Source organism: Nocardia sp. NPDC003183, from assembly GCF_053590715.1.
Window position 1 is genome coordinate 234,876 of record NZ_JBSFTG010000009.1, and the last position, 26,522, is coordinate 261,397.

The 26,522-nt window shown below is 69.0% G+C and carries 21 protein-coding genes; 10 read left to right on the top strand and 11 right to left on the bottom strand.

The genetic code is table 11. The features are described 5' to 3' along the window. Positions 1 to 63 precede the first annotated feature (63 nt). The 7 genes from ACWDXS_RS24780 to ACWDXS_RS24810 all read left to right on the top strand — a co-directional run bounded on the left by ACWDXS_RS24780 (position 64) and on the right by ACWDXS_RS24810 (position 7,664). Entirely contained in the window at positions 64 to 501 is a 438-nt protein-coding gene (locus ACWDXS_RS24780) for an EXLDI protein (protein WP_387447701.1), read from the top strand. A 29-nt stretch (positions 502 to 530) separates the two neighbouring features. Continuing rightward, positions 531 to 2,705, top strand: a complete 2,175-nt coding sequence (locus tag ACWDXS_RS24785; protein WP_378993758.1) for an MMPL family transporter — start codon at positions 531 to 533, stop codon at positions 2,703 to 2,705. Positions 2,706 to 2,768: 63 nt separating this feature from the next. Beyond that, entirely contained in the window at positions 2,769 to 3,728 is a 960-nt protein-coding gene (gene ligD, locus ACWDXS_RS24790) for a non-homologous end-joining DNA ligase (protein WP_387447700.1), read from the top strand. A gap of 151 nt (positions 3,729 to 3,879) precedes the next feature. After that, positions 3,880 to 4,830, top strand: coding sequence for a D-isomer specific 2-hydroxyacid dehydrogenase family protein (locus ACWDXS_RS24795; protein WP_378993754.1), 951 nt, complete (start codon positions 3,880 to 3,882; stop codon positions 4,828 to 4,830). 192 nt (positions 4,831 to 5,022) lie between these two features. Then, positions 5,023 to 5,754 carry an ESX secretion-associated protein EspG gene (locus ACWDXS_RS24800; RefSeq protein ID WP_378993752.1) on the top strand — a complete coding sequence of 244 codons (732 nt, stop codon included), beginning with the start codon at positions 5,023 to 5,025 and terminating at the stop codon, positions 5,752 to 5,754. Positions 5,755 to 5,790: 36 nt separating this feature from the next. Next, positions 5,791 to 6,165: a hypothetical protein gene (locus ACWDXS_RS24805; RefSeq protein ID WP_449969122.1), complete on the top strand. Its 375-nt coding sequence runs from the start codon at positions 5,791 to 5,793 to the stop codon at positions 6,163 to 6,165. Further along, a complete protein-coding gene (locus tag ACWDXS_RS24810) occupies positions 6,162 to 7,664 on the top strand; it encodes a hypothetical protein (protein ID WP_449969125.1) in 1,503 nt (500 codons plus the stop codon). The genes ACWDXS_RS24805 and ACWDXS_RS24810 overlap by 4 nt, the downstream gene beginning before the upstream one ends. A 106-nt stretch (positions 7,665 to 7,770) precedes the next feature. Here the strand turns inward: ACWDXS_RS24810 and proB are convergent, their stop codons facing one another. The 9 genes from proB to ACWDXS_RS24855 all read right to left on the bottom strand — a co-directional run bounded on the left by proB (position 7,771) and on the right by ACWDXS_RS24855 (position 20,198). Next, positions 7,771 to 8,886, bottom strand: coding sequence for a glutamate 5-kinase (proB, locus tag ACWDXS_RS24815; RefSeq protein ID WP_378993746.1), 1,116 nt, complete (start codon positions 8,884 to 8,886; stop codon positions 7,771 to 7,773). 105 nt (positions 8,887 to 8,991) lie between these two features. Next, complete coding sequence (obgE, locus tag ACWDXS_RS24820; RefSeq protein ID WP_378993744.1) at positions 8,992 to 10,455, bottom strand: GTPase ObgE; 1,464 nt, start codon at positions 10,453 to 10,455, stop codon at positions 8,992 to 8,994. A gap of 122 nt (positions 10,456 to 10,577) precedes the next feature. Then, entirely contained in the window at positions 10,578 to 10,844 is a 267-nt protein-coding gene (gene rpmA, locus ACWDXS_RS24825; protein ID WP_056821498.1) for a 50S ribosomal protein L27, read from the bottom strand. Positions 10,845 to 10,868: 24 nt separating this feature from the next. After that, a complete protein-coding gene (rplU, locus tag ACWDXS_RS24830) occupies positions 10,869 to 11,180 on the bottom strand; it encodes a 50S ribosomal protein L21 (RefSeq protein ID WP_067456085.1) in 312 nt (103 codons plus the stop codon). Positions 11,181 to 11,440: 260 nt separating this feature from the next. Beyond that, on the bottom strand, positions 11,441 to 14,641 hold the full coding sequence (locus tag ACWDXS_RS24835) for a translation initiation factor IF-2 N-terminal domain-containing protein (RefSeq protein WP_449969130.1): 3,201 nt from the start codon (positions 14,639 to 14,641) through the stop codon (positions 11,441 to 11,443). Between the two features lie 533 nt (positions 14,642 to 15,174). Next, positions 15,175 to 15,591 (bottom strand): nucleoside-diphosphate kinase, encoded by a 417-nt coding sequence (gene ndk, locus ACWDXS_RS24840; RefSeq protein ID WP_266298471.1) that lies wholly within the window; start codon positions 15,589 to 15,591, stop codon positions 15,175 to 15,177. 52 nt (positions 15,592 to 15,643) lie between these two features. After that, positions 15,644 to 15,985: a DUF4233 domain-containing protein gene (locus tag ACWDXS_RS24845; protein WP_378994037.1), complete on the bottom strand. Its 342-nt coding sequence runs from the start codon at positions 15,983 to 15,985 to the stop codon at positions 15,644 to 15,646. Positions 15,986 to 16,041: 56 nt separating this feature from the next. Next, entirely contained in the window at positions 16,042 to 17,412 is a 1,371-nt protein-coding gene (gene folC, locus ACWDXS_RS24850) for a bifunctional tetrahydrofolate synthase/dihydrofolate synthase (protein WP_449969166.1), read from the bottom strand. 107 nt (positions 17,413 to 17,519) lie between these two features. After that, positions 17,520 to 20,198: a valine--tRNA ligase gene (locus ACWDXS_RS24855; protein ID WP_449969135.1), complete on the bottom strand. Its 2,679-nt coding sequence runs from the start codon at positions 20,196 to 20,198 to the stop codon at positions 17,520 to 17,522. Positions 20,199 to 20,497: 299 nt separating this feature from the next. On the opposite strand from ACWDXS_RS24855, the gene ACWDXS_RS24860 reads away from it, so the two are divergent. After that, positions 20,498 to 21,190 (top strand): AAA family ATPase, encoded by a 693-nt coding sequence (locus tag ACWDXS_RS24860; RefSeq protein ID WP_449969138.1) that lies wholly within the window; start codon positions 20,498 to 20,500, stop codon positions 21,188 to 21,190. Here the strand turns inward: ACWDXS_RS24860 and ACWDXS_RS24865 are convergent, their stop codons facing one another. Both ACWDXS_RS24865 and ACWDXS_RS24870 read right to left on the bottom strand, forming a co-directional pair. Beyond that, positions 21,191 to 22,138: a YegS/Rv2252/BmrU family lipid kinase gene (locus tag ACWDXS_RS24865; RefSeq protein ID WP_449969141.1), complete on the bottom strand. Its 948-nt coding sequence runs from the start codon at positions 22,136 to 22,138 to the stop codon at positions 21,191 to 21,193. Then, complete coding sequence (locus ACWDXS_RS24870; protein WP_449969144.1) at positions 22,135 to 23,763, bottom strand: FAD-binding oxidoreductase; 1,629 nt, start codon at positions 23,761 to 23,763, stop codon at positions 22,135 to 22,137. Before ACWDXS_RS24870 ends, ACWDXS_RS24865 begins: the two co-directional genes overlap by 4 nt. 196 nt (positions 23,764 to 23,959) lie before the next feature. On the opposite strand from ACWDXS_RS24870, the gene ACWDXS_RS24875 reads away from it, so the two are divergent. Beyond that, positions 23,960 to 24,568: a TetR/AcrR family transcriptional regulator gene (locus ACWDXS_RS24875; RefSeq protein ID WP_378993732.1), complete on the top strand. Its 609-nt coding sequence runs from the start codon at positions 23,960 to 23,962 to the stop codon at positions 24,566 to 24,568. Further along, the gene (locus tag ACWDXS_RS24880; protein ID WP_449969147.1) at positions 24,568 to 26,127 is read left to right on the top strand and encodes an FAD-dependent oxidoreductase; all 1,560 of its coding nucleotides are present in this window, start codon (positions 24,568 to 24,570) and stop codon (positions 26,125 to 26,127) included. Before ACWDXS_RS24875 ends, ACWDXS_RS24880 begins: the two co-directional genes overlap by 1 nt. Positions 26,128 to 26,522: the final 395 nt, after the last annotated feature.

Genomic DNA, 26,522 nt, shown 5'->3' on the forward strand with positions numbered 1-26,522 from the left:
CAGGGCACGCCGCTCGTATACCCATGCCCACATGCGCACTGCCTTATCAAATCGGAGCAATCGATGACCATCGAACCCGCATACGACACTGCAATAGACACCACCGAGCCGAACACCGACAACGACGGGTTCGCCCCGGTGCTCGTCAAGGTCGGTCCAGGTGGCGGCCGCACCCAGCGCTTCACCGGCCGCGAGGTCGGCCGGTCACGCCGGGTAACCCGCAAGACCATCGAAACAGTCCGGGTCTACCTGACCCGCAAGGGCAACTTCCTGGTGCACAAGCAGACCTCGGCATGGTCGGACTACAACGAGCTCGGCGACTGGACCGTGGACTGGAAGAACTGGCGCTCGATCCTCGGCAAGGGCGAGCAGAGCTGGGGCGACTACACCACCGAGGTCGTCGATTCGCTCGACGCTGTGCGCCCACTGGTCTCCCCGAAGGCGCACCTGATGATCGTCGACCGCGTCCAGCACCCGCGCAACCACGACCTCGACATCTGACCAGCCGGGCCGGGAAAGGACCTACCACTATGTTCGCCAGACTGGGACGCGTCGTCGTCCACCATCCCTGGAAAGTGATCGGGCTGTGGGTGCTCGCGATCGTCGCCGTGTTGTCGACGGCGCCGACGCTCACCGCGACGACCGACCAATCCGAGTTCCTGCCTTCGCATTACGAGTCGATCCAGGCGATGAAGTTGCAGGAGCAGGCATTTCCGCAGCATTCCGCGCCCGCCGCGCTCATCGTGATGGTCCGCGCGGACGGCGCGGCGCTCACCGACGACGACTCGACTACGGTCGGCGCGGCAGCGGCAGCGCTCACCGCACGCAATATCAAGGGGGTCACCGGCATTCAGGTGACACCACCGTCGGAGAATCGCCTGGTTCAGGTCGTCGCCGTGCAGATGACCAAACTCACCGACGCCGCCGACAAGACGCAGGGCGAGGCGGTGAAGAGCCTGCGCGAACAGCTGAAGGAACAGGTGCGTGACACCGGGTTGAAGGCAGGCATCACCGGCACCGCGGCACAGACCCTCGATCAGACCGAGGAGGGCGAGAAGGGCATGGCGATCATCGGCATCGCCACGATCGTGCTGATCCTGGTGCTGCTGCTGATCATCTTCCGCAGCCCGGTCATCGCCTTGCTGCCGGTGATCACCATCGGCGCGATCTCGAGCACGGTCAGCGGCCTGATCGCCATGGCGGCCAAGGCATTCGACCTCGATATCGACACCTCGATCAGCGCCATCCTGCTGGTCGTACTGTTCGGCGTCGGCACCGACTACATCCTGTTCCTGATGTTCCGCTACCGGGAACGGCTGCGAGCGGGCGACGATCCCAAGACCGCGATGATCAACGCGGTGGCCCGCGTCGGTGAGGCCATCACCTCGGCGGCAGCCGCCGTGATCATCGCGTTCATGGCGCTGACTCTGTCGAGCCTCGGCATGTTCCGGGCGATGGGTCCCGCGCTGGCGATCGCCGTCGCGGTGGCGCTGCTGGCCGGTCTCACGCTGGTACCCGCGATCGTCTCCCTGCTGGGCACCAAGGTGTTCTGGCCCTCGAAGGCGTGGCAGGTCGAACCGAGAGGCGCGCGGTTCGGCGCGATCGGCGCGGCGATGGGCAGGCGGCCGGGCGTATTCGCTGTCGCCTCCGGCGGAGTGCTGGTGGCGCTCGGGGTGTTCGCGGTCGGCTTCAACCCGACCTTCGATCTGAGCTCGGGTTCCACCTCCGACGCCTCCGAGTCGGTGGTCTTCACCACCGAGCTGCTCAAGGGAATGCCGGCGGGCGCCACCCAGCCCTCCGACGTGCTGCTGCACTCGCCCGGCGGACCGCTGAGCGAGGACCAGCTCACGACCTACCGAACGGCGTTGACCCAGGTCGAAGGCGTCGGGCAGGTCGGGCAGGCGCAATTGTCACCGGACCGCACGATCGCCGACTTCCAGGTGACGCTCGCCGACGCACCGGAATCCGATGCGGCGCTCGACACGGTGGCCGGTCCGCTGCGTACGGTCGCGCATCAAGCGGCGCCCGCGGGAGCCACGGCGGCGGTCGGCGGCATGACCGCGGTGTTCGTCGACTTCAAGGACGCCATGAACCACGACTACGCGATCGTTTTCCCGGTGGCCGCGATCCTGATCATGCTCGTGCTGGCGCTGCTGCTGCGCAGTCTCGTCGCACCGTGGTATCTGATGGCCTCGGTGTTCCTCGGCTTCGCCGCGACCTTGGGTGCCACGGTGCTGGTGTTCCAGCAGATCCAGGGCGAGAACGGCCTGATCTTCACGCTGCCGGTGATCATGTACCTGTTCGTCGTCGCGCTGGGCACCGACTACAACATCCTGATGGTCGCCCGGTTGCGCGAGGAAGCCCGCGAGGGACACACGCCACGCGAAGCGGCGGCGCTGGCCGTGCGGCACACCGGGCCGACCGTCGCGGCGGCCGGACTGATCCTGGCGGGCACCTTCGCCTCGATGATGCTGGCGGGCAACAGCACCCTGTCGCAGATGGGCTTCGCCATCTCGGTGGGCATCGCGATCGCCGCGTTCGTGATGGCGCTGTTCTTCACCCCCGCGGTGACCGCGCTGCTCGGGCGGCGCGCGTGGTGGCCCGGCCACGGTGGTGACAGCGACGCGGACGCGAAGTCCCGCTGGGCAGAGCACTCCTACGCCGAGAGCTACTACACCCCGCCGACGGAGCACAGCCGCTGGTAACGGCCACACCGACGCAGGCTCGCTCCCCCACGGGGGCGGGCCTGCTCGTCTATCGTTGGGCGGGTGGCCAAGTCTGCGGCGCCTGCGGTCGAACTACCGGTGGGTGAGCACACCGTGCGGGTCAGCAATCCCGACCGGGTGTATTTTCCCGAGCTCGGCGTGACCAAGCTCGACCTCGCGCAGTACTACCTGAGCGTCGGGGACGGGATCGTCAACGCCCTGCGGGATCGGCCCTGCATGCTGCACCGATTCCCCAAGGGACTGCCGGGCGGAAAGGTGCACCAGAAGCGGGTGCCCGCGGGTGCGCCGGACTGGATACCGACCGTGCGCGTGTATTTTCCGCGCTACGGCAGGCACGCCGACGAGCTCTGCGTGCACGAGCTCGCCGAGGTGATCTGGGCTGTGCAGATGTCCACCGTGGAGTTCCATCCCTGGAATTCGCGGGCCTCCGATACCGAGTCGCCCGACGAATGGCGCATCGACCTCGATCCGATGCCCGACTGCCCGTGGTCGCGGGTGCAGCGGGTGGCCGGGGTGGTGCACGAGGTGCTCGACGAGCTCGGCGCGGTCGGCTGGCCGAAGACCTCCGGTGGGTCCGGACTGCACGTGTACGTGCGGATCGCGCCGGAGTACGGGTTTCAGGAGGTTCGCCGGGCCGCGCTCGCGTTCGCGCAGGAGATCGAACGGCGTGCGCCCGAGGATGTCACCACGGCCTGGTGGCGCAAGGACCGCGATCCCGCGCAGCTGTTCGTCGACTACAACCAGAACGCGCGCGACCACACCATCGCCGCCGCCTACTCCGTGCGTGGCGTGCCGGAGGCCACCGTGTCGACGCCGGTTCGCTGGACCGAGATCGACGACATCGTGCCCCGCGACTTCACCATCCAGACCGTGCCTGCCCGCTATGCCGAACTCGGCGACCTACAGGCCGACATGGACAACGCCGTCTTCGACATCGCGCCCCTGCTGGAACTGGCCGACCGGCACGGCGTCGAGGAACTCGTCGACCTCGACGAACAGTGAGCAGTTCCGGACCACTTCGCGAGACCGGGAGGGTGCGGAGGCGCCGTCGACAGCGACGAGGAAGAATCAGGGTCCGGTACCGCGTGCGGTGCCCAGGACAGCGCTCGAGCCGCAGTGCGGCACCGGCAGCCGATCGACCCAGGAGGTCTCTGTGCAGGAATCCGCGACCACGATCGCGATCGCCCCGGATCAGCCGGCGCCGCGCTTGCTCGAGAAAGCGGTCGTCGGAGCGGGCGCTCGCGTGGGTGAGGTGGCGGAGGCCGACGCACTGATCTGGACCGGCAAACCCAGCGATTTTCCGGCGACCCTGCCGTCGTCGGTGCGCTGGGCGCAGTTGCCCGCCGCGGGGATCGAGGACTTCTTCGACGCGGGCGTGTTCACCGCGCATCCGGACGTGGTGTTCACCTCCGCGGCAGGGGCGTTCTCGCACAGTGTCGCCGAACACGCGCTGATGCTGTTGCTGGCCGGAGTGCGGTACCTGCCCGAACAGTTGCGGGCGACATCGTGGCAGCAGCGGGAGTTCTTCCCGCACGTCGGATCGTTGCGCGGCAAGACCGTGACGATCGTCGGTGCCGGCGGGATCGGTCGCGCGCTGATCCCGATGCTGGCGCCGCTGGGCGCCCATGTGATCGCGGTGAACCGGTCGGGACGTCCGGTGACCGGCACCGGCATTCCCGCCGATGTCGAGACGGTGCCGACCGATCAGCTCGCGCGGGTGTGGTCGCACACCGATCATGTGGTGGTCGCGGCACCCGCGACGGCGCAGACGCGCCACCTCATCGGCGCCGACGAACTGTCCAGGCTCAAGCCGTCGTCGTGGGTGATCAATGTGGCCCGTGGCAGCCTGATCGACACCGACGCGCTGGTGGACGCGCTGACCGGCGGGGTGATCGGCGGCGCCGGACTCGACGTCACCGACCCGGAACCGCTGCCCGACGGGCACCCGCTGTGGACATTGCCGAACGCGATCATCACCCCGCACGATTCGAACCCACCGCAGTTGCGGTTGGCGGCGTTCGCCGATCATGTCGGCGCGAATGTGGCGCGGTTCGTCGCGGGCGAGCCGTTGGACGCGATCATCGACACTGCGCGCGGTTACTGAGAGGTCCGGCCGCGGACCCGGACGGCGATCGTAAAAACGTCGGCCGACCTCAGCCTCCGCCGGAACAGTCAGCTGAGGTACTCAGAGCGGGAAAAGATTCCGTTCGGAGATATGAGGCTCGATCGGCACGCCGGAATCGGACAACGCGGGTTAGGCTGTCCCCGTCCTGGTTCGGTAAGGATGGGATCGGCAATGGGATGGACCTTCACCGCTGACGAATTCGCGCACGTCTGGCGGGAATCGGGTCAGGATCGCATGCCGTTTCCGTTGCGCGTGCTCGAGTCGCCGCACACCGAGAACGACGCGGCGCGGCTACGCGCGGGACTAGACGACCGACTACGCGGGGGTGACCCCGACCTCGCCGCCTGTCTGCGGATCATCGCCGAACCACACGCCAGGATCGTGCTGGTCGGCGGCGCCCATACCCCAGGCAGCGAAATCCGGCTGCTGGCCTGCGCGGTCTACGACCATGCGGTGCTGGTAAGGCAGGAACCGAGTACCCGGCCCGATTACGGTGGCAGCGTGCGTGTTTCGATCGGGCACACCGCGGGGATCGGCGCGCGCGTCACCGCCTGCCTGCCCGATACCCCACCCGGACGCGAACCCGCGCGCGAGGCCGCGACCGAGGCGGTGCGCGACGAGGAAACTGTGCTCGCGACCCATCCCGCCGTGCCCCGCATCCAGCGATTATTACGCAGGCCGCACACCGCCGAGGGCCACATCCGCATCGAAACCGGGCTCGACCGTCCGGTGCCGAACCCACCGGTGCACTACAGCTGGATCGACGTGGCCAACGACGGCCGCTACCTGCTGCGAGCGGGCGAAACCGTGCACGTGGTGCCCGCGTCCACTGGGCAACTGGCCGCGCAATTGCAGCGCAGATTGGTGCCGGCGCACAGTTCGCACAGCAGAAGGTCCGGCTAACCTGGACTCCACCGCATCATCTGGAGGGGAGACGCGATGACGATCGAGAGCAGCAGAGCCGAGATCTCCCGGTTCCGCAGCGCCGCCGTGGCGGGGACACTGACATTCGACCCCGATGCCGCGCGCCGATGCGCCGACCTCTACGAACAGCAGGCCGAGCACCTCGCCCAGCTGCGACAGGGGCTCGAGAACGCTGCCGAGGCAAAGGGATTCGGCGGCTTCGTCTCCGCCCAGCAGTTGCAGGCGGGCTTCGCGCACAAGGCACGCGACGCCGCCGAACTGCTCGATCGCTACATCGAGGCGGCCTACCGGATGAAAGAGGCGTTCCTGCTCAGCGCGGGCCTCTACGAGGAAGCCGACGCCGCCGCGGCCGCCGCCCTGCGCACCGTCGATACGCGGGTGCGCGGATGAGCACCGACCCCACCTACATCAGTGCGATGGAACATTTCGAATCCATGCCGCACGAACAGATCTACACGCGCGCCCAGCAGATCGACGCCGGTGCCGTTCTCGGCGCGTCGATGACCTGGCTGGAGACCGCCGCCACCCTCTCCACCTCGATGCCGCTGACCAAATCCGGCGCCGAGCGGGTGATCGACGACACCGGCTGGTCCGGCGCCGCCGCCGATGCCGCCGCCGCGAGCACCCGCAGCTTCGCCGCCTCCATCGACGAACTGGCCACGGTGATGGCCGAAGTCGGCGCCCGCCTCGGCGGTGTCGCCGCGGCCGCCGAAGCCGTGAAGCTGGCAGTGGTGGCGCCGGGCGGTTCAGGCCCGATCGGGGCGATCGCCCGCCTGCTGGAGAGCGCGCAGGTGATCGACGCGCAGATGGCGGCCGAGGCGCTACGCCAAGAAGCTGTGCTGGCGATGAACATGATCTACAAGCCGGCGTATTCGCTTGCCGGAACCGGGGTCCCAGCACTGCCCACCGCACCAGGGGAGACAGAAGCGCCGTCGGGCCGAGGTGGTTCGCCCTCGCCGGGCAACGGGTCGACTCCGAGTCCCTCCGCACCACAAGGCAATTCGCCCCAGGAACCAGAATCCGGCGCGGCGCCCGGTGAAGCCCCCGCACCCGGCGCCACCATGGCGCCAGGCGAAGCCCCCGCACCGTCGGAAACCCCTGCACCCCAAGGTCAGAGCTCCACCCCACAGTCTCCGGCATCCGAGACCCCCTCGCCCACCACCGAAGCGCCCGTACCGTCTTCCGAAGCGCCCGCACCTACTACCGAAGCGCCCGCTCCCACCACCGAAGCGCCAGCGCCACCCGCACCGCCTACCGAAGCACCTGTGCCGTCTTCCGAAGCACCCGCACCCGCACCCACCACCGAAGCGCCCGTGCCGTCCTCCGAAGCGCCCACACCCACCACCGAAGCGCCAGCGCCACCCGCACCGCCTACCGAAGCGCCCGTGCCGTCCTCCGAAGCGCCTGCACCCACCACCGAACCGCCCGCGCCGCCTACCGCCGTACCCGCGCCGCCTACCGAAGCGCCCACACCCACCACCGAAGCGCCCGTGCCGTCCACCGAACAACCCGCTCCACAGAGCCAGGGCCCGACCGTTCCGCCGACGAGTTCGCCCAGCGAGGCGCCCGCTCCCCCGCCCACGCAGCCGAATCAGCTACCGACACAGCAGGATTCGAATCCACCGGCACCGAGGCACCCGACCACGGAAACCCCGCGGCCGACCGAAGCGCCCGCACCGACCTCGGAACAACCGGCCTCCCCGGCACCACCCGGCCGCCAAGCGCCACAACCACTTCCGCTGCCGGGCATGCCCGACATGTCCGACCCGGGCGGTCAGCCCGGCGTCACCGGCCCGGTTCCCGGATCCGACGTGTCCCCGTCACAGCCGGCCACACCCAAGGCGCCCCCGCCCGAGACCGATCAGCCAGGAGTGGTCCCGCCGCGGTAGATCATCGACCGCGATACGTCCACGGCCCTTTCGTCGGAGTGCCCACCTCGAACCCCAGGTCATCACGCCCCGCAGCCGCGTGAACACCCCGAACGAAGGTCTCCGTTCAGACCTTCACCAGATCGTCCGCGTGAATCACCGGACGTTGCATCGTGTCGGGGAGATCAGTCGTAGACCGGCCGAGCATAGAGACGAGCTCGGCACTGTCGTATTCGATAACCCCCCGAGCCACAACCGCGTCATCAGGGCTGACCAGATCCACCACATCCCCCCCGAAGAAGCGACCACGAATCCCGGTGATACCCGCCGCCAACAACGAGTGTCGTTGAGCCACCGCATCAACCGCGCCCGCATCGAGCAGAACCGCGCCCCGCGGATCAGCGGCATGGCGAACCCAGAACTTACGACCGGAGAGCCGGATCGGGCGAGCAGCGAACGCCGTACCCACGGTGCCGCCGGTGAGGGCAACCGCAGCATCAGCGGCCGAAGCCAGCAGGACAGGAATGCCCGCATCGGCGGCGAGACGGGCAGCGGAGAGCTTGGAGGCCATCCCGCCGGTCCCGAGCGCGCCACCGCTACCCGCGATCACGCCGTCGAGGTCGGCACTGCTGCGCACCTCGGGAATGAAGTTGGCGGCGCCCTTACGCGGGTCGCCGTCGTAGAGCCCCGCCACGTCCGACAGCAGGATCAGGGCGTCGGCGCCCACCAGGTGCGCCACCAGGGCGGCGAGGCGGTCGTTGTCGCCGAAGCGGATCTCCTCGGTGGCGACCGTGTCGTTCTCGTTCACCACCGCGATCGCGCCGAGCGACCGCAACCGGTCCAGCGTGCGCTGGGCGTTGCGGTGATGCTCCCGGCGGGCGAAATCGTCGGCGGAGAGCAGGATCTGGCCGACGGTGCGGTCATAGCGGGCGAACGATGTGCCCCACGCGTGGGCGAGAGCCAGCTGTCCGACGCTGGCCGCGGCCTGCTTGGTCGCGAGATCCTTGGGCCGTTTCGACAGACCGAGCGGAGCGAGTCCCGCGCCGATCGCGCCCGAGGACACGACCACCACATCCGAACCGGCCCGCATCCGCGCCTCGACCGCGTCGGCCAGCAGATCGAGGCGGGCGGTGTCGAGGCCACCTTCGAGGCTGGTCAACGCCGACGAGCCGATCTTCACCACCACGGTGCGCGCCGACACGATCGCCGCGCGTCCCTGACTCAGCTCCGAACCCACCTGCATCGTTCAACTCCCTGCACCACGATCACCGAGCTACCTCGTCAACCATCGCAGTATGCCGATCCAATGGCCGCGCCCGACAGCGATTTTCGCCGGGCGCGACCCACCTCACTCTTTGCGTTCGCCGTTTTCGTCGAGCAGCCCACGTCGCGCCTGCGAGGCGAGCTTGCGCTCGGCCGCACCGATACGATCGTTGGTCTCGAGCCGGAGGTCGGTTCCGCGGCCAGTCGGCTGCATATCGACACCCGCCGAGATCATCGGCTCCCATTCGAAGGTCACACCGGCGATGGTGACCGGGCAGCCCGGTTGCGCACCCTGTTTGACCAGCGCGGCTTCGACACCCAGGCGAGCCAACCGGTCGGCCAGGTAGCCGACGGCCTCGTCGTTGTTGAAGTCGGTCTGGCGAATCCAGCGCTCGGGGCGAGTGCCGCGCACGATGAAACCACCCGCCTCCTCCGGGTCGGCGATGACGCTGAAACCGGTCTCGTCGGTCGCGATCGGGCGGATGATGGTGCGCTTGGGCGCGGCCTTGGGGTGATCCTCGCGATACTGACGAACCATGTCGGCCAGCGCGAACGTCAACGGGCGCAGGCCCGCGCGGCTCACGGCGGAGATCTCGAACACCGGCCAGCCACGCTCGGCGAACTCGGCGGACACCATTTCGGCCAGCTCGGCCGCATCGGGCACGTCGGTCTTGTTGAGGATGACCACGCGCGGGCGGTCGGCCAGATCACCGAGGCTGGCGTCACCTGACAAGGCGGGCTTGTAGGCGGCAAGCTCGGCCTCGAGTGCATCGACGTCGGAGACCGGGTCGCGGCCGGGTTCCAGGGTCGCGCAGTCGACGACGTGGGCAAGCACCGCGCAGCGTTCGATGTGGCGCAGAAAGTCCAGGCCGAGGCCGCGGCCTTCGCTGGCACCGGGGATCAGGCCGGGCACGTCGGCGATGGTGAAGGTCGTGTCACCGGACAGCACGACGCCCAAGTTGGGGACCAGCGTGGTGAACGGGTAATCGGCGATCTTCGGCTTGGCCGCGGACAGCACCGAGACCAGCGACGACTTGCCCGCGGACGGGAAGCCGACGAGTCCGACGTCGGCGACCGACTTCAGCTCGAGTACGACGTCGACCTCGTCGCCCTCTTCGCCGAGCAGCGCGAAACCGGGCGCCTTGCGTGCCTTGGACGCCAGCGAGGCGTTGCCGAGGCCACCGCGGCCGCCACGGGCGATGATGAACCGGTTGCCCGCGCCGACGAGGTCGCAGACCACCTTGCCGTCGTCATCGACGACGACCGTTCCGTCGGGGACCTGCAGCACCAGATCGGCGCCGTTCTTGCCCTCTCGGTTGCTGCCCTCGCCGGGCTTGCCGTTGCCGGCCTTGGCGTTGGGGTGGAAATGGAAATCGAGCAGGGTGTGGACGTTGGCGTCGACCTCGAGGATCACGTCGCCGCCACTGCCGCCGTTGCCGCCGTCGGGCCCGCCGAGCGGCTTGAACTTCTCACGATGCACCGAGGCGCAACCGTGTCCACCTCTACCGGCACGAACATGCAGCACGACGCGGTCGATGAATTTGGACATGGGTTGATCCTCCTCCTTCTGACTAGTCGTTTGCGGTAAGGGGTGGGGAGAACACGACAGAGCGGGTCAGGGAATCAACCCTGACCCGCTCTGGTGTCTGTGGGGAGCGAAGCTCCAGGCGGTCAGGCCTGGACCGGCTCCGGAACGACGATGTTGACGGTCTTGCGGCCACGCTTGGTGCCGAACTCGACCGCGCCCGCCTCGAGGGCGAACAGCGTGTCGTCGCCACCACGGCCGACGTTCACGCCCGGGTGGAAGTGAGTTCCACGCTGACGGACCAGGATCTCGCCCGCGCTGACCTTCTGGCCGCCGAAACGCTTCACGCCGAGGCGCTGGGCGTTCGAATCGCGGCCGTTCCGGGAGCTGGATGCGCCCTTCTTATGTGCCATTGCTTCGTCTCCTCGGGAAAATTCTTACTTGATGCCGGTGACCTTGATGACCGTCAGCGGCTGACGGTGACCCTGGCGCTTGTGGTAGCCGGTCTTGTTCTTGAACTTGTGGATCCGGATCTTCGGGCCCTTGGTCTGGTCGATGACCTCAGCGGCCACGGAGATCTTGGCCAGCTTGTCGGCGTCGGTGGTCAGATCGGTGCCGTCGACGACGAGAACCGGGGTCAGCGCCACGGCGGTGCCGACCGCGCCCTCGATCTTCTCGACCTTCACCAGGTCACCGACCGCGACCTTGTACTGCTTTCCGCCGGTCTTGACGATTGCGTACGCTGCCATCGGTCGGCTTCCTCCACTCACATTGGTCCTGCACATGTCCACGCCGCAGCTGCGACGCGTATTCCTGGGCTCATCCCCGCACGAGCGGGGGAAGAACGTTTGCTGCCTGCGGTATCACCCGGCCTGCTCGGCTGGATGCTCAATCACTGGGCAGCGACCGACCTAGGTTACCAGAATGGTATCCACTCCCCCAATTCGGCCGGTCAGGGGCCGAATCGGGGCTTGCGTGCGCGGAGCGATCCGCGCACGCAAGCATCGGGCTACTTCGATTCGGCGGCCGGCGCGCCCGCGGGACGACCCACGGCGCGACGACGCGGCTTGCGCTCCGGGACGACCACCGGCTCCGCCGCGAAGTCCACGACGGCCGCCGCGGGCGGCTGCTCGTTCGCCGACAGGACGAAGACGGCTCCCGCGCTGTCCGGCGCGGGCGCTGCCGTCGACCGGGCTACGCGACGCCTACGCGGTGCCCGCGGTGCGGGTTCCGCGGCGGCAGCAGCCGGTTCGGGCTCAGCGACCGGGGCCGACTGCGCGGTCTCGACCGCGGCCGGTTCGGGCTGCGAGGTCTCGACGACCGGGGTCTCGGCGACAGCGGCGGTATCGGCAGCTGCCGAGATCACCGCTTCCTCCTCGACCTCGGGTGCCTCGGGTTCCGCCTCGCCGGAGATGACCCCGGTGAGTGGACCCTCGGTACTCGGCTCGGTGTTCGCCGCGGCGGCACCACGCCCCGCCCGGCGCGACCGCGAACGCGAGCGCGACCTCGTCGGCTCGGCGGGCGCCTCCTCGACGACCTCGGTGGGCTGCTCGCTGGACTCGTCGTCGTGATGACCTGCCATCGCGAGTACCACCGGGTGGGCCCGCTTGACCGCGATGTCCTCTTCGGCGTGCTCGGCGGCCGGTGCGGTGCCGTTGGTCGCGGGCGCCGCGGCGGCCGCGGGCTTGTCGCGATCCTTACCGCGACGACGACGCGAACCGCCCTCCTTCGACCGCGGCTCCTCGACCCCGGACCCGGAATCCACCGGGTAGGAGTGCACGAGAATGCCGCGACCGTGGCAGTGCTCACAGGTGGTGGAGAACGCCTCGACCAGTCCGGTGCCCAGCTTCTTGCGGGTCATCTGGACCAGGCCCAGCGAGGTGACCTCCGACACCTGGTGGCGGGTGCGGTCGCGTCCGAGCGCCTCGGTGAGACGACGGAGCACCAGGTCACGGTTGGATTCGAGAACCATGTCGATGAAGTCGACGACGATCATGCCGCCGATATCGCGCAGCCGCATCTGGCGCACGATCTCCTCGGCCGCTTCCAGGTTGTTCTTGGTGACGGTCTCTTCGAGATTCGACGAGCCCGAGCCGGTGAACTTGCCGGTGTTGACGTCGACGACGGTCATCGCCTCGGTGCGGTCGATCACCAGGGTGCCGCCCGAGGGCAGCCACACCTTGCGATCGAGCGCCTTGGCCAGCTGCTCGTCGATCCGGAAGGCGTCGAACACGTCGACACCGTTGTTCTCGTGCCGGTTGACCCGCGGCAGCAGGTCGGGCGCCACCGTGCGGACGTAGGTTTCGACGGTGCTCCACGCGCGGTCACCTTCGATGACCAGCTTGGCGAAGTCCTCGTTGAACAGGTCGCGGATGACCTTGACCAGCATGTCGGGCTCTTCGTAGAGGGCCTTCGGTGCGTTGGTCTCCTTGGCGGCGGCCTCTTCGATGGTGCGCCAGGCGGCCTGCAGCCGCTCGACGTCGCGAGCCAGTTCGGGCTCGCTGACACCCTCGGACGCGGTCCGGATGATCACCCCGGCGTCGGACGGGACGATCTCGCGCAGGATCTCCTTGAGCCGCTTGCGCTCGGTATCGGGCAGCTTGCGACTGATCCCGGTGGACGTGCCACCGGGCACGTACACCAGGAAGCGACCCGCGAGGGAGATCTGGGTGGTGAGACGGGCGCCCTTGTGACCCACCGGGTCCTTGGACACCTGCACCAGCACCTGATCGCCGGGCTTGAGCGCCTGCTCGATCTTGCGCTCACGACCCCCGAGACCGGCGGCTTCCCAGTTCACCTCACCGGCGTAGAGCACACCGTTGCGGCCGCGGCCGATGTCGATGAACGCCGCCTCCATGCTGGGCAGCACGTTCTGGACCTTGCCGAGGTAGACATTGCCCACCATCGACGCCTGACCGGAACTGGTGACGAAGTGCTCGACGAGGATGTTGTCCTCGAGGACCGCCACCTGGGTGGTGGTCTGGTGACCGGGCGCGTGCTCGGCGGGGTCGAACGCCTTCTCGCGCACGACCATCACCCGGTCGACCGCCTCGCGGCGAGCCAGGAACTCCGACTCGGTCAGGATCGGCGGACGACGACGCCCGGCTTCCCGGCCGTCACGGCGACGCTGACGCTTCGCTTCCAGCCGGGTGGAGCCGGAGATGCCCTGCACTTCGTCGGGGTTGCTCGCGCTGGAACGACCACGGCTCTTGTTGCGGGGCTCGCGCTCGTGCACCACGGTGTTCGGCGGATCGTCTTCGGTCGCCGACTCGGCGTCGGCGGACTCGCCACCCACCTTGCGACGACGGCGACGACGGCGACGACGGCTCGCGCCATCGGAGGAGCCGTCTTCGTCATCGGTGTCGGATTCGGTGTCCTCGGCCTGCTCGGCTTCGGCGGTGACCTGCTCGGCCGGCTGCTCGGCCTCGTCGGTGTCGTCGTCATCGCCGTCGGAGTCGGTGTCCTCGCCGTCGGCGGACTGCTCGCCACGACCACGACCCCGGCCACGACGGCCACGACGGCGGCGGCGCGGCTGGCCGTCGGCGTCGTTGTCACCGGACTGATCGGCGGACTCGTCCTCGGCCTCGGCGTCGAGCTCCTCGGCCTTGGGCGCGACGGTTTCCTCCACCGGCGGCGCGGCGGGCTCTTCGATCTTCTTCGGAGCCCGTTCGGCCCGACGGCGTTTGCGGGTCTCCTCGGCGGCGGTGGCGTCCGGCGGGAGGAACAACGGCATATCCACCGAGGCGGGCGCCTCGAAGGTCACCGGCTCGGCCCGCACGGGGGATTCCGACGCCCGGTGGGTGAACAGATCCGTGTGCGCGTCCTCGCGCATCGCGGCGAACACCTCGTCGGTGCGCGCGACGTGGGGCGCGGAGAACAGCGACGCGGGCGCCGCGGACGGGTCGGCCGGCTGCTCGGCGACGGGGGCGGACGCGGCGCTCTTCTTCGCGCGCGTCGCGGGTGCGGGTGCGGGTGCTGAAGGTTCGCCGGGTTCGGCGTCAGCGGCGGCGATCGCGTCGCGCACCGTTTCGGCGACCGAACGGTCGACATTGGATTGAACGCTGCGCGCCTCGGCGCCCAACTCGGCCAGTTTGGCCAGGATGCGTTTGCTGGTCACTCCCAACCGCTTGGCCAGTGCATGAACTCGAATTCGCTCCGGCAATTGATCGGCATCCTGTTGTGTTGTGTCCAGCGGCTCTTTTTCGGCCACGAAGTCTCCTCGGGCCCCCGGGCGCGTCCTTCCCCGGTACGGGAGTGACGCGGCCGACGCGGGGGCATCGTCCGTGCACCTCGTACCCGATGGTACGAGGGTCATCTGGTCTCGCCCCGCGTGTCCGGTCGCACCTTGATCGATCATCTGGCGGGCCAACCGGTCACACGGCGCCTGGCTGTACGGCGTGGCACCGCGCTTTCGAGCGCTCATCCAGCGTGCCTGCGCGGGCGACCCCAGCAACAGGGCCATCCGTGGCAGCGATGATCGGCATCAACCGCGGTGTCATCCGGTCATGTCCGACACCGCGTCACGTACCTGCGCGACAGGTCGGCGTCGAACACATCCGTAATCAGTATCCCATACGGTTCGCGCGGGGATCGCCATCGGCGCAACTCACGCGAACTCCGCCCCGCTCACGGCGGTGGTATCACCCGGCGGATCCGGCAAGCGAGGGCGCCCCGGCCGAGCGGAGTTCGATACCGCCTGACCGGGTGTCCTTCTACCTTTGCTGCGCTACCGACCGCTGCGGGTCAGGCGGGGAATTCGGGGAACCAGAGGGCGATCTCGCGCTTGGCGGACTCGGGCGAGTCGGATCCGTGGACCAGGTTGAACTGGGTCTCCAGGCCGAAGTCGCCGCGGATGGTGCCGGGCACGGCCTTCTCTACCGGGTCGGTGCCACCGGCGAGCTGACGGAACGCCGCGATCGCGCGCGGGCCTTCGAGCACGGCCGCGACGACCGGGCCGGAGGTGATGAATTCGATGAGCGAGCCGAAGAAGGGCCGCTCGGCATGTTCGGCGTAGTGCTCGGCCGCGAGTTCCGCGGACACGTTCTTCAGCTCCAAGGCCTGGAAAGTGAGGCCCTTGCGCTCGATGCGCGCGAGGATCTCGCCGGTGAGGCCCCGGGAGACACCGTCCGGCTTGATGAGTACCAACGTCTGCTCAGTCACGGGGTAACCCTAGCGTCGGCCGTGTCAGGACGCCGATCGGGCCCTCGAGCGGTCAGGACTTGGTGCCCATTCGCTGGCTGGGGAGCAGTCCCGCGTCCATTCGGCGCTGGACATCCGAGCGCAGGACGAGGATGAACGCCCAGACCGCGATGAACACCACCGCGATCACGCCGATCGACAGGTGGATGAAGGCGCCCGCGAGCAGCAGCACCTGCAGGCCCAGGTTGAACGGGATCGCCCACGGCTTCCGCTGTACACCCGCGCCCAGGATCATCAGCACCGAGAGCACCACGAGATAGGTTCCGGAGAACCACGTGACACCGCCGCCCACGTCGGCGACCACCGGCAAAGCCAGCAACACCACGATCGCCTCGAGGATCAACGTTCCCGCCATGACGCCGCGCAGACCCTTCCACGGATCGTTGGCGGGAGGAGGCACTTGTTCTTCACTCACGCCGGAGCCTTTCCGAACAGGGCGCGCGCCGCGCCCGCGGTGACGACCGACCCGGTGACCACCACGCCGGCGCCGGAAATCACGTCGCCCTCGTCGCCGGCCTGCTCGGCCAGCGCGATCGCCGACTCCAGCGCGTCGGGCAGGGTCTCGGCGGTGATCACGCGTTCATCGCCGAACCGCTGCACGGCCAGGTCGGCCAGCGAGTCCACGTCCATGGCCCGCGGCGAGCCGTTGCTGGTGACGACGATTTCGTCGAAGACCGGTTCGAGCGCGTCGAGGATCCCGGCCGCGTCCTTGTCGGCGAGCACCGCGACCACCCCGACCAGCTTGCGGAAGTCGAACTCGCCGGTGAGCGTGGCGGCCAGCGCCTGCGCACCCGCCGGGTTGTGGGCGGCGTCGACGAAGATGGTCGGCGCGTTGCGCATCCGTTCCATCCGCCCCGGGCTGGCCACCGTCGCGAAACCGGCGCGCACGGCCTCGATATCGAGCTGACGATCCGCGCCCGCCCCGAAGAACGCCTCCACCGCGGCCAGGGCCAGGGCCGCGTTGCGGGCCTGGTGCTCGCCGTGCAGCGGCAGGAAGATCTCGTCGTAGACGCCGCCGAGCCCCTGCAGGGTGAGCAGCTGCCCGCCGACGGCGACGCCCCGTTCCAGTACCCGGAACTCCGCGCCCTCGCGGGCCACCGCGGCGTCCTCGGCGACGGCCCGGCGCAGCAGCACGTCCATCACCTCGGGTTCCTGCTCGGCGATCACCGCGACGGTGTCGGTCGGGATCAGCGCCTCGGGTGCGCGCTTGATGATCCCGGCCTTCTCCTTGGCGATCGACTCGAGGTCGGGACCGAGGTACTCGGTGTGGTCGAGGCCGATCGGGGTGATCACCGCGACCTGCGCGTGGATCACATTGGTGGCGTCCCAGGTGCCGCCCATCCCGGTTTCCACGACGGCCACATCGACCGGCGCCTCGGCGAACGCGGCGTAGGCCATGCCGGTGAGCACCTCGAACTTGCTCATCGCCGGGCCGTCGGATTCGGCGGAACGCTGGTCGATCATGCCGATATAAGGCGCGAGCTCGTGATAGGTCGCCACATAGCCGGCCGGGGAGATCGGCACGTTGTCGATGCTGATCCGCTCGGTCGCCAGCTGCAGGTGCGGGCTGGTGATCCGGCCGGTGCGCCGATGCAGGGCGGTGAGCAGGGCGTCGATCATCCGGGTCACCGAGGTCTTGCCGTTGGTGCCTGCGACGTGGATCGCCGGATAGTTGTTCTGCGGGTTGCCCAGCAGATCCATCAGGGTGGCGATCCTGGTGAGCGAGGGTTCGATCTTGGTTTCGGGCCAGCGCTTGTCGAGCTCGGCCTCGACCAGCGCCATCTCGGCGAGGTCGACCGGCGACGGCCCGGTGCTGAGCTGGGCCGCGCTGTAGTCGCTGCCGCCGAAGTCGGCGTCTTCGGGGTCGAGGTCACCGGGGCCCATATCGCTCACTTGGCGCTCAGCTCCGCCAGACGGGCGCCGATGCGCGTGACTTCGGCCGCGGCCACATCGCGTCGACCGGTGATCTTGTCGACGACCGGCTGCGGCGCCTTGGCCAGGAAGGCCTCGTTGCCGAGCTTGGCCGTGGTGGTGTCGAGGTCCTTCTGCGCGGCCGCGAGATCCTTCTCCAGCCGGCGACGCTCGGCATCGAGGTCGATCGCGCCGGAGGTGTCGAGCTGCACGGTGACGGTGCCGCCGGACAGCCGCACCTCCACCTCGGCGGTGGTGGCGAAGTCCTCGCCCGGTTCGGTGAGCCGGGCCAGATTGGCCACCGAGTCGGCGAACCCGCCGAGCCCGACCTCCTCGATCCCGACGAGCGTGGCCTTCACCTTCTGCTTGTCGGCCAGGCCCTGATCGCCGCGGAACCGGCGGATCTCGGTGATCAACCGCTGCGTATCGGCCACTCGCTGCGCGGCGAGTTCGTCGGTCGCCACGCCACTGGCCTGCGGCCACGCGGCGATCACCACCGATTCACCGCCGGTGAGCGCCTGCCACAGGGTCTCGGTGACGAACGGGATCACCGGGTGCAGCAGACGCAGCACCGCGTCGAGCACACTGCCGAGCACGACCGCGGTGCTCTCGGCGCGCGCGTCGGATTCGGCGAACTGCACCTTGGACAGCTCCAGGTACCAGTCGCACAGCTCGTCCCACGCGAAGTGGTAGAGCGCCTCGCAGGCCTTGCCGAATTCGTAGGCGTCGAAGGCGGTGTCGACCTCGGCGCGGACCGCGTCGAGCCGGTCGACGATCCAGCGGTCGGCGTCGGTGAGGGTCTCGCGCGGGGGCAGCTCACCGGTGCGCGCACCGTTCATCAGGGCGAACTTGGTGGCGTTGAACAGCTTGGTGACAAAGCTGCGCGAAGCCAGTGCGTGCGCGTCGCCGACGGACAGATCGCCGCCGGGCTGGGCGCCGCGGGCCAGGGTGAAGCGCAGCGCGTCGGCGCCGTAGGAGTTGATCCAGTCGAGCGGATCGATGCCGTTGCCGCGCGACTTCGACATCTTCTTGCCGTGCTGGTCGCGGATGAGGCCGTGCAGGAACACGTCTTCGAACGGAACCTGCTTCCGGCCGCCCTTACCGGCGGTGAGCACCGGATCGTCGCTCACGTACATGCCGAACATCATCATCCGGGCAACCCAGAAGAACAGGATGTCGTACCCGGTGACGAGGACGCTGGTCGGATAGAACTTCGACAGCTCGGGGGTCGAGTCGGGCCACCCCATCGTGGAGAACGGCCACAGACCCGAGGAGAACCAGGTGTCGAGCACGTCCGGGTCCTGCACCCAGCCCTCGGGCGCTTCCTCGCCGGGGCCGAGGCACACGATCTCGCCTTCGGGGCCATACCAGATCGGGATGCGGTGGCCCCACCACAGCTGACGCGAGATGCACCAGTCGTGCATGTTGTCGACCCAGTCGAACCAGCGCGGTTCCTGGCTGGCCGGGTGGATCTTCACGTCGCCTTCACGCACGGCGTCGCCCGCGGCCTTGGCCAGGGTGTCGACCTTGACCCACCACTGCATCGACAGGCGCGGCTCGATCGGCTCGCCGGAGCGCTCCGAGTGACCGACCTGGTGCTTGTAGGGGAACTTGCGGCCGACGATGCGACCTTCGGCCTCGAGCCGCTCGCGGATCTTCACGCGGGCCTCGAAGCGGTCCATGCCGTCGAATTCGGTGCCGCTGTCGGCGATCCGGCCGGTCTTGTCCATGATCGTCGGCATCGGCAGCCCGTGGCGCAGGCCGAGTTCGAAGTCGTTGGGGTCGTGCGCCGGGGTGATCTTCACTGCGCCGGAACCGAATTCGGGGTCGACGTAGTCGTCGGCGACGATCGGGATCTGACGGCCGGTGATCGGGTGGTACAGCGTGGTGCCGATCAGCGCCTTGTACCGCTCGTCGTCCGGGTGCACCGCGACGGCGGTGTCACCGAGCATCGTCTCCACGCGGGTGGTGGCCACGATCACGTGCGGTTCGTCGTCGTTCAGCGAGCCGAACCGCATGCTCACGAGCTCGCCGTCGACCTCCTTGTGGTCGACCTCGAGGTCGGAGATGCCGGTCTGCAGCACCGGCGACCAGTTCACCAGGCGCTCGGCGCGGTAGATCAGCCCCGAGTCGTAGAGCCGCTTGAAGATCGTCTGCACGGCGCGCGAGAGGCCGTCGTCCATGGTGAAGCGGTCGCGGCTCCAGTCGACGCCGTCGCCGAGGCGACGCATCTGGCCCTGGATCTGCCCGCCGGACTCGCGCTTCCAGTCCCACACCTTGTCGATGAACAGCTCACGTCCGAAGTCCTCCTTGGACTTCCCGTCGACGGCGAGCTGCTTCTCCACCACCGTCTGCGTGGCGATACCCGCATGGTCCATGCCCGGCAGCCACAGCACCTCGTAGCCCTGCATCCGCTTGCGGCGGGTGAGCAGGTCCATGATCGTGTGGTCGAGCGCGTGGCCCATGTGCAAGGTGCCGGTGACGTTGGGCGGCGGCAGCACGATCGAGTACGGCGGCTTGCTCGAGGAGGCGTCGGCGGCGAAGTACCCGGCGTTGACCCAGCCCTCGTACAGGTCGGCCTCTACCTCGCCGGGGTTCCAGCTCTTGGGCAGGGCATCGGCACGATTACGCGAGTTGTCAGGGGCTGCGCTGGTCACGTCCCAATCCTAAGGGGAGCGGCAACCAGCTTTTTCCCCGCCTACCCGAGCACAAAAAAAGACGGAATCTTCGGTGGATGAGGGACACCGAAGACTCCGTCTACAGCTCTGATACTACCGGCGATCGACCCCACTCAGCAGAATCCATATGGAATTCTCAGCTTCTACCCGGTGCTGGTCAGCACGGTCTGTGACGCGCCACGACGACACGCGGAAACCGTTGTCTCCCAACCCTCCAGCCGAAATATCCGGGCAACCCCCGATTGCCGTTTTGTCCGTTTTACCGGACCCTGGAGAGGGTGACGCCCCCGCTCGATTCCTCGTCTCCCGTTCCCGCGTCGGCACCGAGGATCATCACCCCGATCGCCCTGCTGGACCTGCGCGCGAGCGAGGTCCAAGAACTGCGCTACCCGAGCACCACCGTTCTGGTCTTCGCCGGTGTCCCCGGCGCGGGAAAGTCCACCGCACTACACCGCTTCTTCGGCTCGGGACCCGATGCCGAGCAACCGGTGCGGACCGCGTCCGGCGCCCTCGTCCTCGACTCGAATCACACCCGCAATCGCCTGCGTCACCGGTTGGGCTGGGCGCCGTATTCCCTGTGGCGCCCGCTTGTCCACCTCGCGCACTACCGCGCGATCCGCGACGCGGTCCGCGACAGCGACGGACCGGTCGCCATCCACGACTGCGCCACCTTCCGCTGGAGCCGTCGCCTGATCGCCCGCTGGACCGCGCAGGGCCGCCGCGAACTGCACATGGTGCTCATCGATGTGCCCGCCGAGCAGGCCAGATCGGGTCAGATCAGCCGAGGCAGAAGCGTCAACAGCCTGGCCTTCACGGGACACTGCCGCCGCTGGGAAACGATGATGGACTCCCTCGGAGCCCGCGGCACCGCCCTCGCGCCGGACCCGCAACCGCTGTCCTCGACCTCGGTGGTGATCATCGACCGCCCGACACTGCACGCGGTGTCCCGGATCGCCTTCGACCCGGCCTGATCAGGGCACCAGCACGCTCAGCGCCCCGGGCATCGCCTGCACCGTCACCGGCAACATCCCCGCGGGCTCACCATCGGCCGTGGCGTATCCGCCCTCCGCACCGACCGTGATCCGCCGCGCCCGATAACGCTTGGTCGCCGGATGGTCGATCCGTTTGCCCGCCGACAACGCGGGCAGCAGCCGCGCCATCTCCAGCCGTGACACCGCGCCGACCACCGTGATGTCGAGGTACCCGTCGTCGGCGAGTGCTTCCGGACACACCAGCATGCCGCCGCCGTAGGTGCGGGTGTTGCCGATCGGCGCCATCACCGCGTCGGTCAGGATCACCACGTGGGAGTCGGGCGGATTGTCCAGCGCACCGGGCGCGAGGCCGGACAGCTCGATCCGGAACGGCAGTGTGTAGCCACGCATCAGCTCGACGACCGCGGCAGCGGTGTAGCGCAGCGGGCCACGGGGATAGCGCATCTTGTTGGCGCGCAGCGTGACTCGCGCGTCGAAGCCGGTGCCGACCACGGTCGCGAACCAGGTGGGTGCGGCGTCCGCCGATTCGATCCGCCCCAGATCGATGGTCCGGGCTCGACCGCCCAGCACGATCTCGACGGCAGCAAGGGGGTCACCAGTCGGTATCCCGAATTCGCGCGCCAGGTCGTTGCCGGTGCCCGCGGGCACCAGCCCGAGCGGCACCCCGCTGTGCGCGACAGCGGCCAGCAGCACGTTCATCAGCCCGTCACCGCCGACGCAGATCACCGCATCCGGCCGGTCCTCGCCGGCCACGAGCGTCCTGACCTGTGTCACCGACTCGTCCGCGCTCGGGGCTCGCACCTCGACCACCTCGACACCGCGCGCCAGCAGTTCGGCCAGCACCGCCTCGGCGACGTCGTCGCCCCGGCCCGACCCGGAACGCGGGTTCGTGACGACGACAACGCGCCGCATCGAATGTTCGCTCACGGCACCAGCTTCCCAGGGTTGAGCACTCCGGTGGGGTCGAGTTCGCGCTTCACCGCACGCAACACCCGAACCCCCAGGTCACCGATTTCAGCGCCCATCCACGGCCGGTGGTCGGCGCCCACGGCGTGGTGGTGGGTGATGGTGCCGCCCGCGGCGACCATCGCGTCGCTCGCGGCGGATTTGGCGATGCGCCACTGCGCGATCGGATCATCGAGTTGCTTGGCGACGACGGTGAAATACAGCGACGCCCCGGTCGGATAGGTGTGCGAGATGTGGCACATGACCAGCGCGGGCGTGCCCTGCGCACCGAGCGCGTCCATCAGCGCGCCGGTGACCTTCACTTTGAGATTCGCCAGATTGGCCCAGCTGGTGGCGGTTTCGAGCGTCTCGCACAGCACGCCGACATCGAGCAGCGCGTCACGCATGTAGGGCGCGGCGAACCGGCCGTGCTCCCACTGCTGGGCAGGCGCCTCGCCGAGTGCGGTGCCGCCCGCGGCAGCGAGCAGCTCGCTCGCCTCGGCGGATCGGGCCGCGACATGGGCCCGGCTGCCCTCGAAGGTGGTGATGGCGAGACAGCCCGATACCGGATTGCCGCCGACGTCGGCGGAGCGCGCCAGATTCAGACCCGTTTCGGCCTCGTCGGACAGCCGCATCACCGTCGGCGCGGCGCCGGCCTGCGCCACGCTGCGCAGCGCCGCGGCGCCGGTGGCGAAGTCGGGGAACGACCAGGCTTGGTAGCCCACGGTTTCCGGCACGGGATGCACCCGCAGGGTGACCGAGGTGATGATGCCGAGCGCGCCTTCGGATCCGACGAACAACTCGCGCAGGTCGGGTCCGGCTGCCGACGCGGGCGCGCGGCCGAGGTCGAGGGTGCCCTGCGGGGTGGCGATCACCAGGCGCTCGACCATGTCGTCGAACCGGCCGTAGCCCGCCGACGCCTGACCCGACGACCTGGTCGCGGCGAACCCGCCGATGCTGGCGAATTCGAAGCTCTGCGGAAAGTGCCCGAGCGAGAGTCCGTGCGCACCGAGCAACTCCTCGGCCTGCGGGCCGGTGAGTCCGGCGCCGAGGGTGGCGGTGCCGCTGGCCGGATCTACCGCGGTGAGCGTGTCGAGCCTGCGCAGGTCGAGTGCGATCACGGTGCCGAACTGCCCGCGCACGGGATCGACGCCACCGACCACGCTGGTTCCGCCACCGAACGGTACGACGGCGACGCCGTGTTCGGCGCAGTACTCCAGCAGCGCCAGGACCTGCGGGTGATCGGCGGGGAAGACGACGGCGTCGGGGGCGTCCTGCGGGGTGTTCGCGCGTCGGCGCAGCAGGTCGGGGGTGCTCTTGCCGCCCGCGTGCCGCAGCCGGTCGAGATCGGCGGTAGTGAGATGTTCGTCACCGACGATCGCCGCCAGGCCTGCCCGATCGGCGGCCGTGAGCGTGGTGGGGATCAGCGGCACGTCGTTCTCGTCGCGGCGCACGACCGGCTCACCCGAGATCCCGAACACCTGCGCGAGCAGGCCACGGATCTGCGCCGACAGCGGCTGGTGACCGGCGGCTACGCCCCAGGCGTCCCACACCATGCTCGGTGCCACGGTGGCGGACCCGGTTTGTTCGTGTTGCGTCTCGACCATGCGTTACATAATGACATATAGTGTCAAGCAGTAACCAACGATATGTCCCAGAGTCGACATCCGTACCGCTGTCGGATGTCACTACCGACCCTTCGCGACGGAAACCCCGCTGGTCCGCTCGATACCCTTGGGCGGTTCCAGCCCGACCACGGCGCAGCTGTCCCGGCGCCACCGAACCCACCGGCGGTGAAGCACGATGATCGATCTCGCGACCCACGCTGACCAGCTTTCGCCCACCGACGTGGCGATTCTCGATGCCACGCGGGCCTGCGTCGTCGACTTCGGGGTTCGCCGAACCACGCTCACCGAGGTGGCACGCCGGGCCGGGGTGAGCAGGCCGACGGTTTACCGCCGCTGGCCCGACACCGGATCGCTGATCGCCGAACTGCTGGTGCGTGAACTGCGCACGATCGTCGCCGAAACCATGCCCGACACCGGCCTCGGCCGGGATCGGCTGGTCCACGGCATCGTGACGGGCTCGGCGGCGATTCGGTCGAACGCGGTGTTCGCCAAGATCTTCCGCACCGACACCGACCTGATGCTCACCTATGTGTTCGGCCGCCTCGGCCGCAATCAGCGCACGCTGATCGGGCTGTTCGCGACCGTGATCGAGCTCGGGCACCGAGACGGGTCGATCCGGTCGGGTGATGCCGAGCACATGGCCACCATGCTGCTGCTCATCACCCAGTCGGCGGTGCAGTCGGCGGGCACGGTGGAGTCGCTGCTGGCCGGTGCGGAGTTCGACGCCGAATTGTCCAGGGCTATCGAGGGTTATCTGCTCCCGCCACCCGAGAAGGACTCCTGATGCCTGCTGACTTCCCCATTTCCGGTGCCACCCTGAACGCGGCGCGCCGCACCACCGACCTCACCGCACTGGGCGAGAACCCCGAGGTCGACGTGGTGGTGATCGGCGCCGGTGTGACCGGAACCGGCGTCGCCCTCGACGCCGCCGCGCGCGGACTGCGCACAATCCTGGTGGAGCGCAACGACTTCGCCTTCGGCACCAGCCGCTGGAGTTCGAAGCTGGTGCACGGTGGGCTGCGGTATCTGGCGAGCGGACGGGTCGGGATCGCGCACGAGAGCGCGGTCGAACGCGGCATCCTGTTGCGCACCACCGCACCACATCTGGTGCGCCCACTCCCCCAGCTCGTTCCCTTGCTGCCCGGCATCAAGCTGGGCCAGAGCTCACTCATCCGCGCGGGCTTCGCCGCCGGTGACGCGCTCCGGATCGCCGCGCACACTTCGGTCGACACGTTGCCGCGCTCGCGCCGGGTGGCCGCCGCCGAGGCCCTGCGCTTGGCACCGACCGTGCGGCGCGACGGGCTGCGCGGTGGATTGCAGGCCTGGGACGGTCAACTCGTCGACGACGCCCGCTTGGTCGTCGCGCTGGCTCGCACGGCGGCCGCGCACGGCGCGACGGTGCTCACGCGCATGGAGGCGGTTGCCGCGAAGGGTGATTCGGTCCAGCTGCGCGACAGCCTGACCGGCGAGACCTTGACGGTTCGGGCGCGCGCGGTCGTGAACGCGACCGGAGTCTGGGCGGGCGAGGTCGACCACAGCATCGAACTGCGGCCCAGCCGCGGCACCCACCTCGTCTTCGACGCCGCGGCGTTCGGTGGCCTCAGCGCCGCGTTGACGGTGCCGGTACCCGGCAGCATCAGCCGGTTCGTCTTCGCGCTGCCCGCCGCGCACGGCCGCGTCTACCTCGGTCTCACCGACGAGGACGCGCCGGGCCCGATCCCCGACGAGCCACAGCCCACCGAGGCCGAGGTCGACTTCCTGCTCGACACCATCAACACCGCGCTGCGCGAACCGTTGACCCGCGCCGATATCCGCGGCCGGTTCGCCGGCCTGCGCCCGCTGCTGAAGACCGCCGACGACAGCACCGCCGACATCTCCCGCGAACACGCGGTCCTCACCGCTCCCGACGGCCTGATCACCGTCGTCGGCGGCAAGCTCACCACCTACCGCCAGATGGCCCAGGACGCCGTCGACGCCGCGGTCGCCCAGGCCGCCCTCACGGCAGGCCCTTGCCGCACCACCCGGATCCCCCTGGTCGGCGCGGTCGCCGGTGCCGCCCGCGACCGGATCGATGCCCCACCGGTCCTCATCGAGCGCTACGGCAGCGAGGCGAGCCAGATCGTGTCCGCCTGGCTGGCCGATCCCACCCTCGCCGAACCGGTCGCCCCCGGAATCGACGTCACCGCCGCCGAATTCGACTTCGCCATCACCCACGAGGCCGCCCTCACCGTCGACGACCTCCTGGACCGCCGCACCCGCATCGGCCTGGTCCCCACCGACCGCGAAGCCGCCACCCCCGCCGCCGAAGCCGCCTTCACCAGACACGCCGCCATCACCACCTGATCAACCAAGCCTTCCCCCGACCGCACTCCCAACCACACGGTCCACCCAACCCCGTCCCCGTCTCGAACAACCACCGCGCGCACCCAAGCCAGTCCCCTCATCAAAACCACCGCGCGGATACCAGCCAGTCCCCCTCGTCAACAACCACACCGCACACACCCAGCCTGTCCCCCTCTCCAACAACCACACCGCGCGCACCCAGCCTGTCCCCGTCTTCAACAACCCACCCAACCCAGCCACCGCACTCCCGACCCCTAGGGAGGGACGGCCACGAAGTGGCCGGTCCGCGGCCGGGCCGCCGGTCAGGCGCCGGGGCGTAGGCGACGAAGGAGCAAGCCCCGGTGCCTGACCGGCGGCCCCTCAGGGCCGCGGACACGCGCGCGCCAGCGCGCCAA

What these genes read in the sequence shown, in the direction of transcription:
- folC (WP_449969166.1), bottom strand. Translation starts at nt 17,412, where the DNA reads ATGGCGCTGGTCGAGGCCGAGCTCGACAAGCGCTGGCCCGAAACCAAG.
- ACWDXS_RS24805 (WP_449969122.1), top strand. Translation starts at nt 5,791, where the DNA reads ATGACGATCGAGAGCAGCAGAGCCGAGATCTCCCGGTTCCGCAGCGCC.
- proB (WP_378993746.1), bottom strand. Translation starts at nt 8,886, where the DNA reads ATGCAGGTGGGTTCGGAGCTGAGTCAGGGACGCGCGGCGATCGTGTCG.
- ACWDXS_RS24870 (WP_449969144.1), bottom strand. Translation starts at nt 23,763, where the DNA reads ATGGTCGAGACGCAACACGAACAAACCGGGTCCGCCACCGTGGCACCG.
- rplU (WP_067456085.1), bottom strand. Translation starts at nt 11,180, where the DNA reads ATGGCAGCGTACGCAATCGTCAAGACCGGCGGAAAGCAGTACAAGGTC.
- rpmA (WP_056821498.1), bottom strand. Translation starts at nt 10,844, where the DNA reads ATGGCACATAAGAAGGGCGCATCCAGCTCCCGGAACGGCCGCGATTCG.
- ACWDXS_RS24780 (WP_387447701.1), top strand. Translation starts at nt 64, where the DNA reads ATGACCATCGAACCCGCATACGACACTGCAATAGACACCACCGAGCCG.
- obgE (WP_378993744.1), bottom strand. Translation starts at nt 10,455, where the DNA reads ATGTCCAAATTCATCGACCGCGTCGTGCTGCATGTTCGTGCCGGTAGA.
- ACWDXS_RS24800 (WP_378993752.1), top strand. Translation starts at nt 5,023, where the DNA reads ATGGGATGGACCTTCACCGCTGACGAATTCGCGCACGTCTGGCGGGAA.
- ACWDXS_RS24880 (WP_449969147.1), top strand. Translation starts at nt 24,568, where the DNA reads ATGCCTGCTGACTTCCCCATTTCCGGTGCCACCCTGAACGCGGCGCGC.
- ACWDXS_RS24810 (WP_449969125.1), top strand. Translation starts at nt 6,162, where the DNA reads ATGAGCACCGACCCCACCTACATCAGTGCGATGGAACATTTCGAATCC.
- ACWDXS_RS24875 (WP_378993732.1), top strand. Translation starts at nt 23,960, where the DNA reads ATGATCGATCTCGCGACCCACGCTGACCAGCTTTCGCCCACCGACGTG.
- ACWDXS_RS24845 (WP_378994037.1), bottom strand. Translation starts at nt 15,985, where the DNA reads ATGGCGGGAACGTTGATCCTCGAGGCGATCGTGGTGTTGCTGGCTTTG.
- ACWDXS_RS24785 (WP_378993758.1), top strand. Translation starts at nt 531, where the DNA reads ATGTTCGCCAGACTGGGACGCGTCGTCGTCCACCATCCCTGGAAAGTG.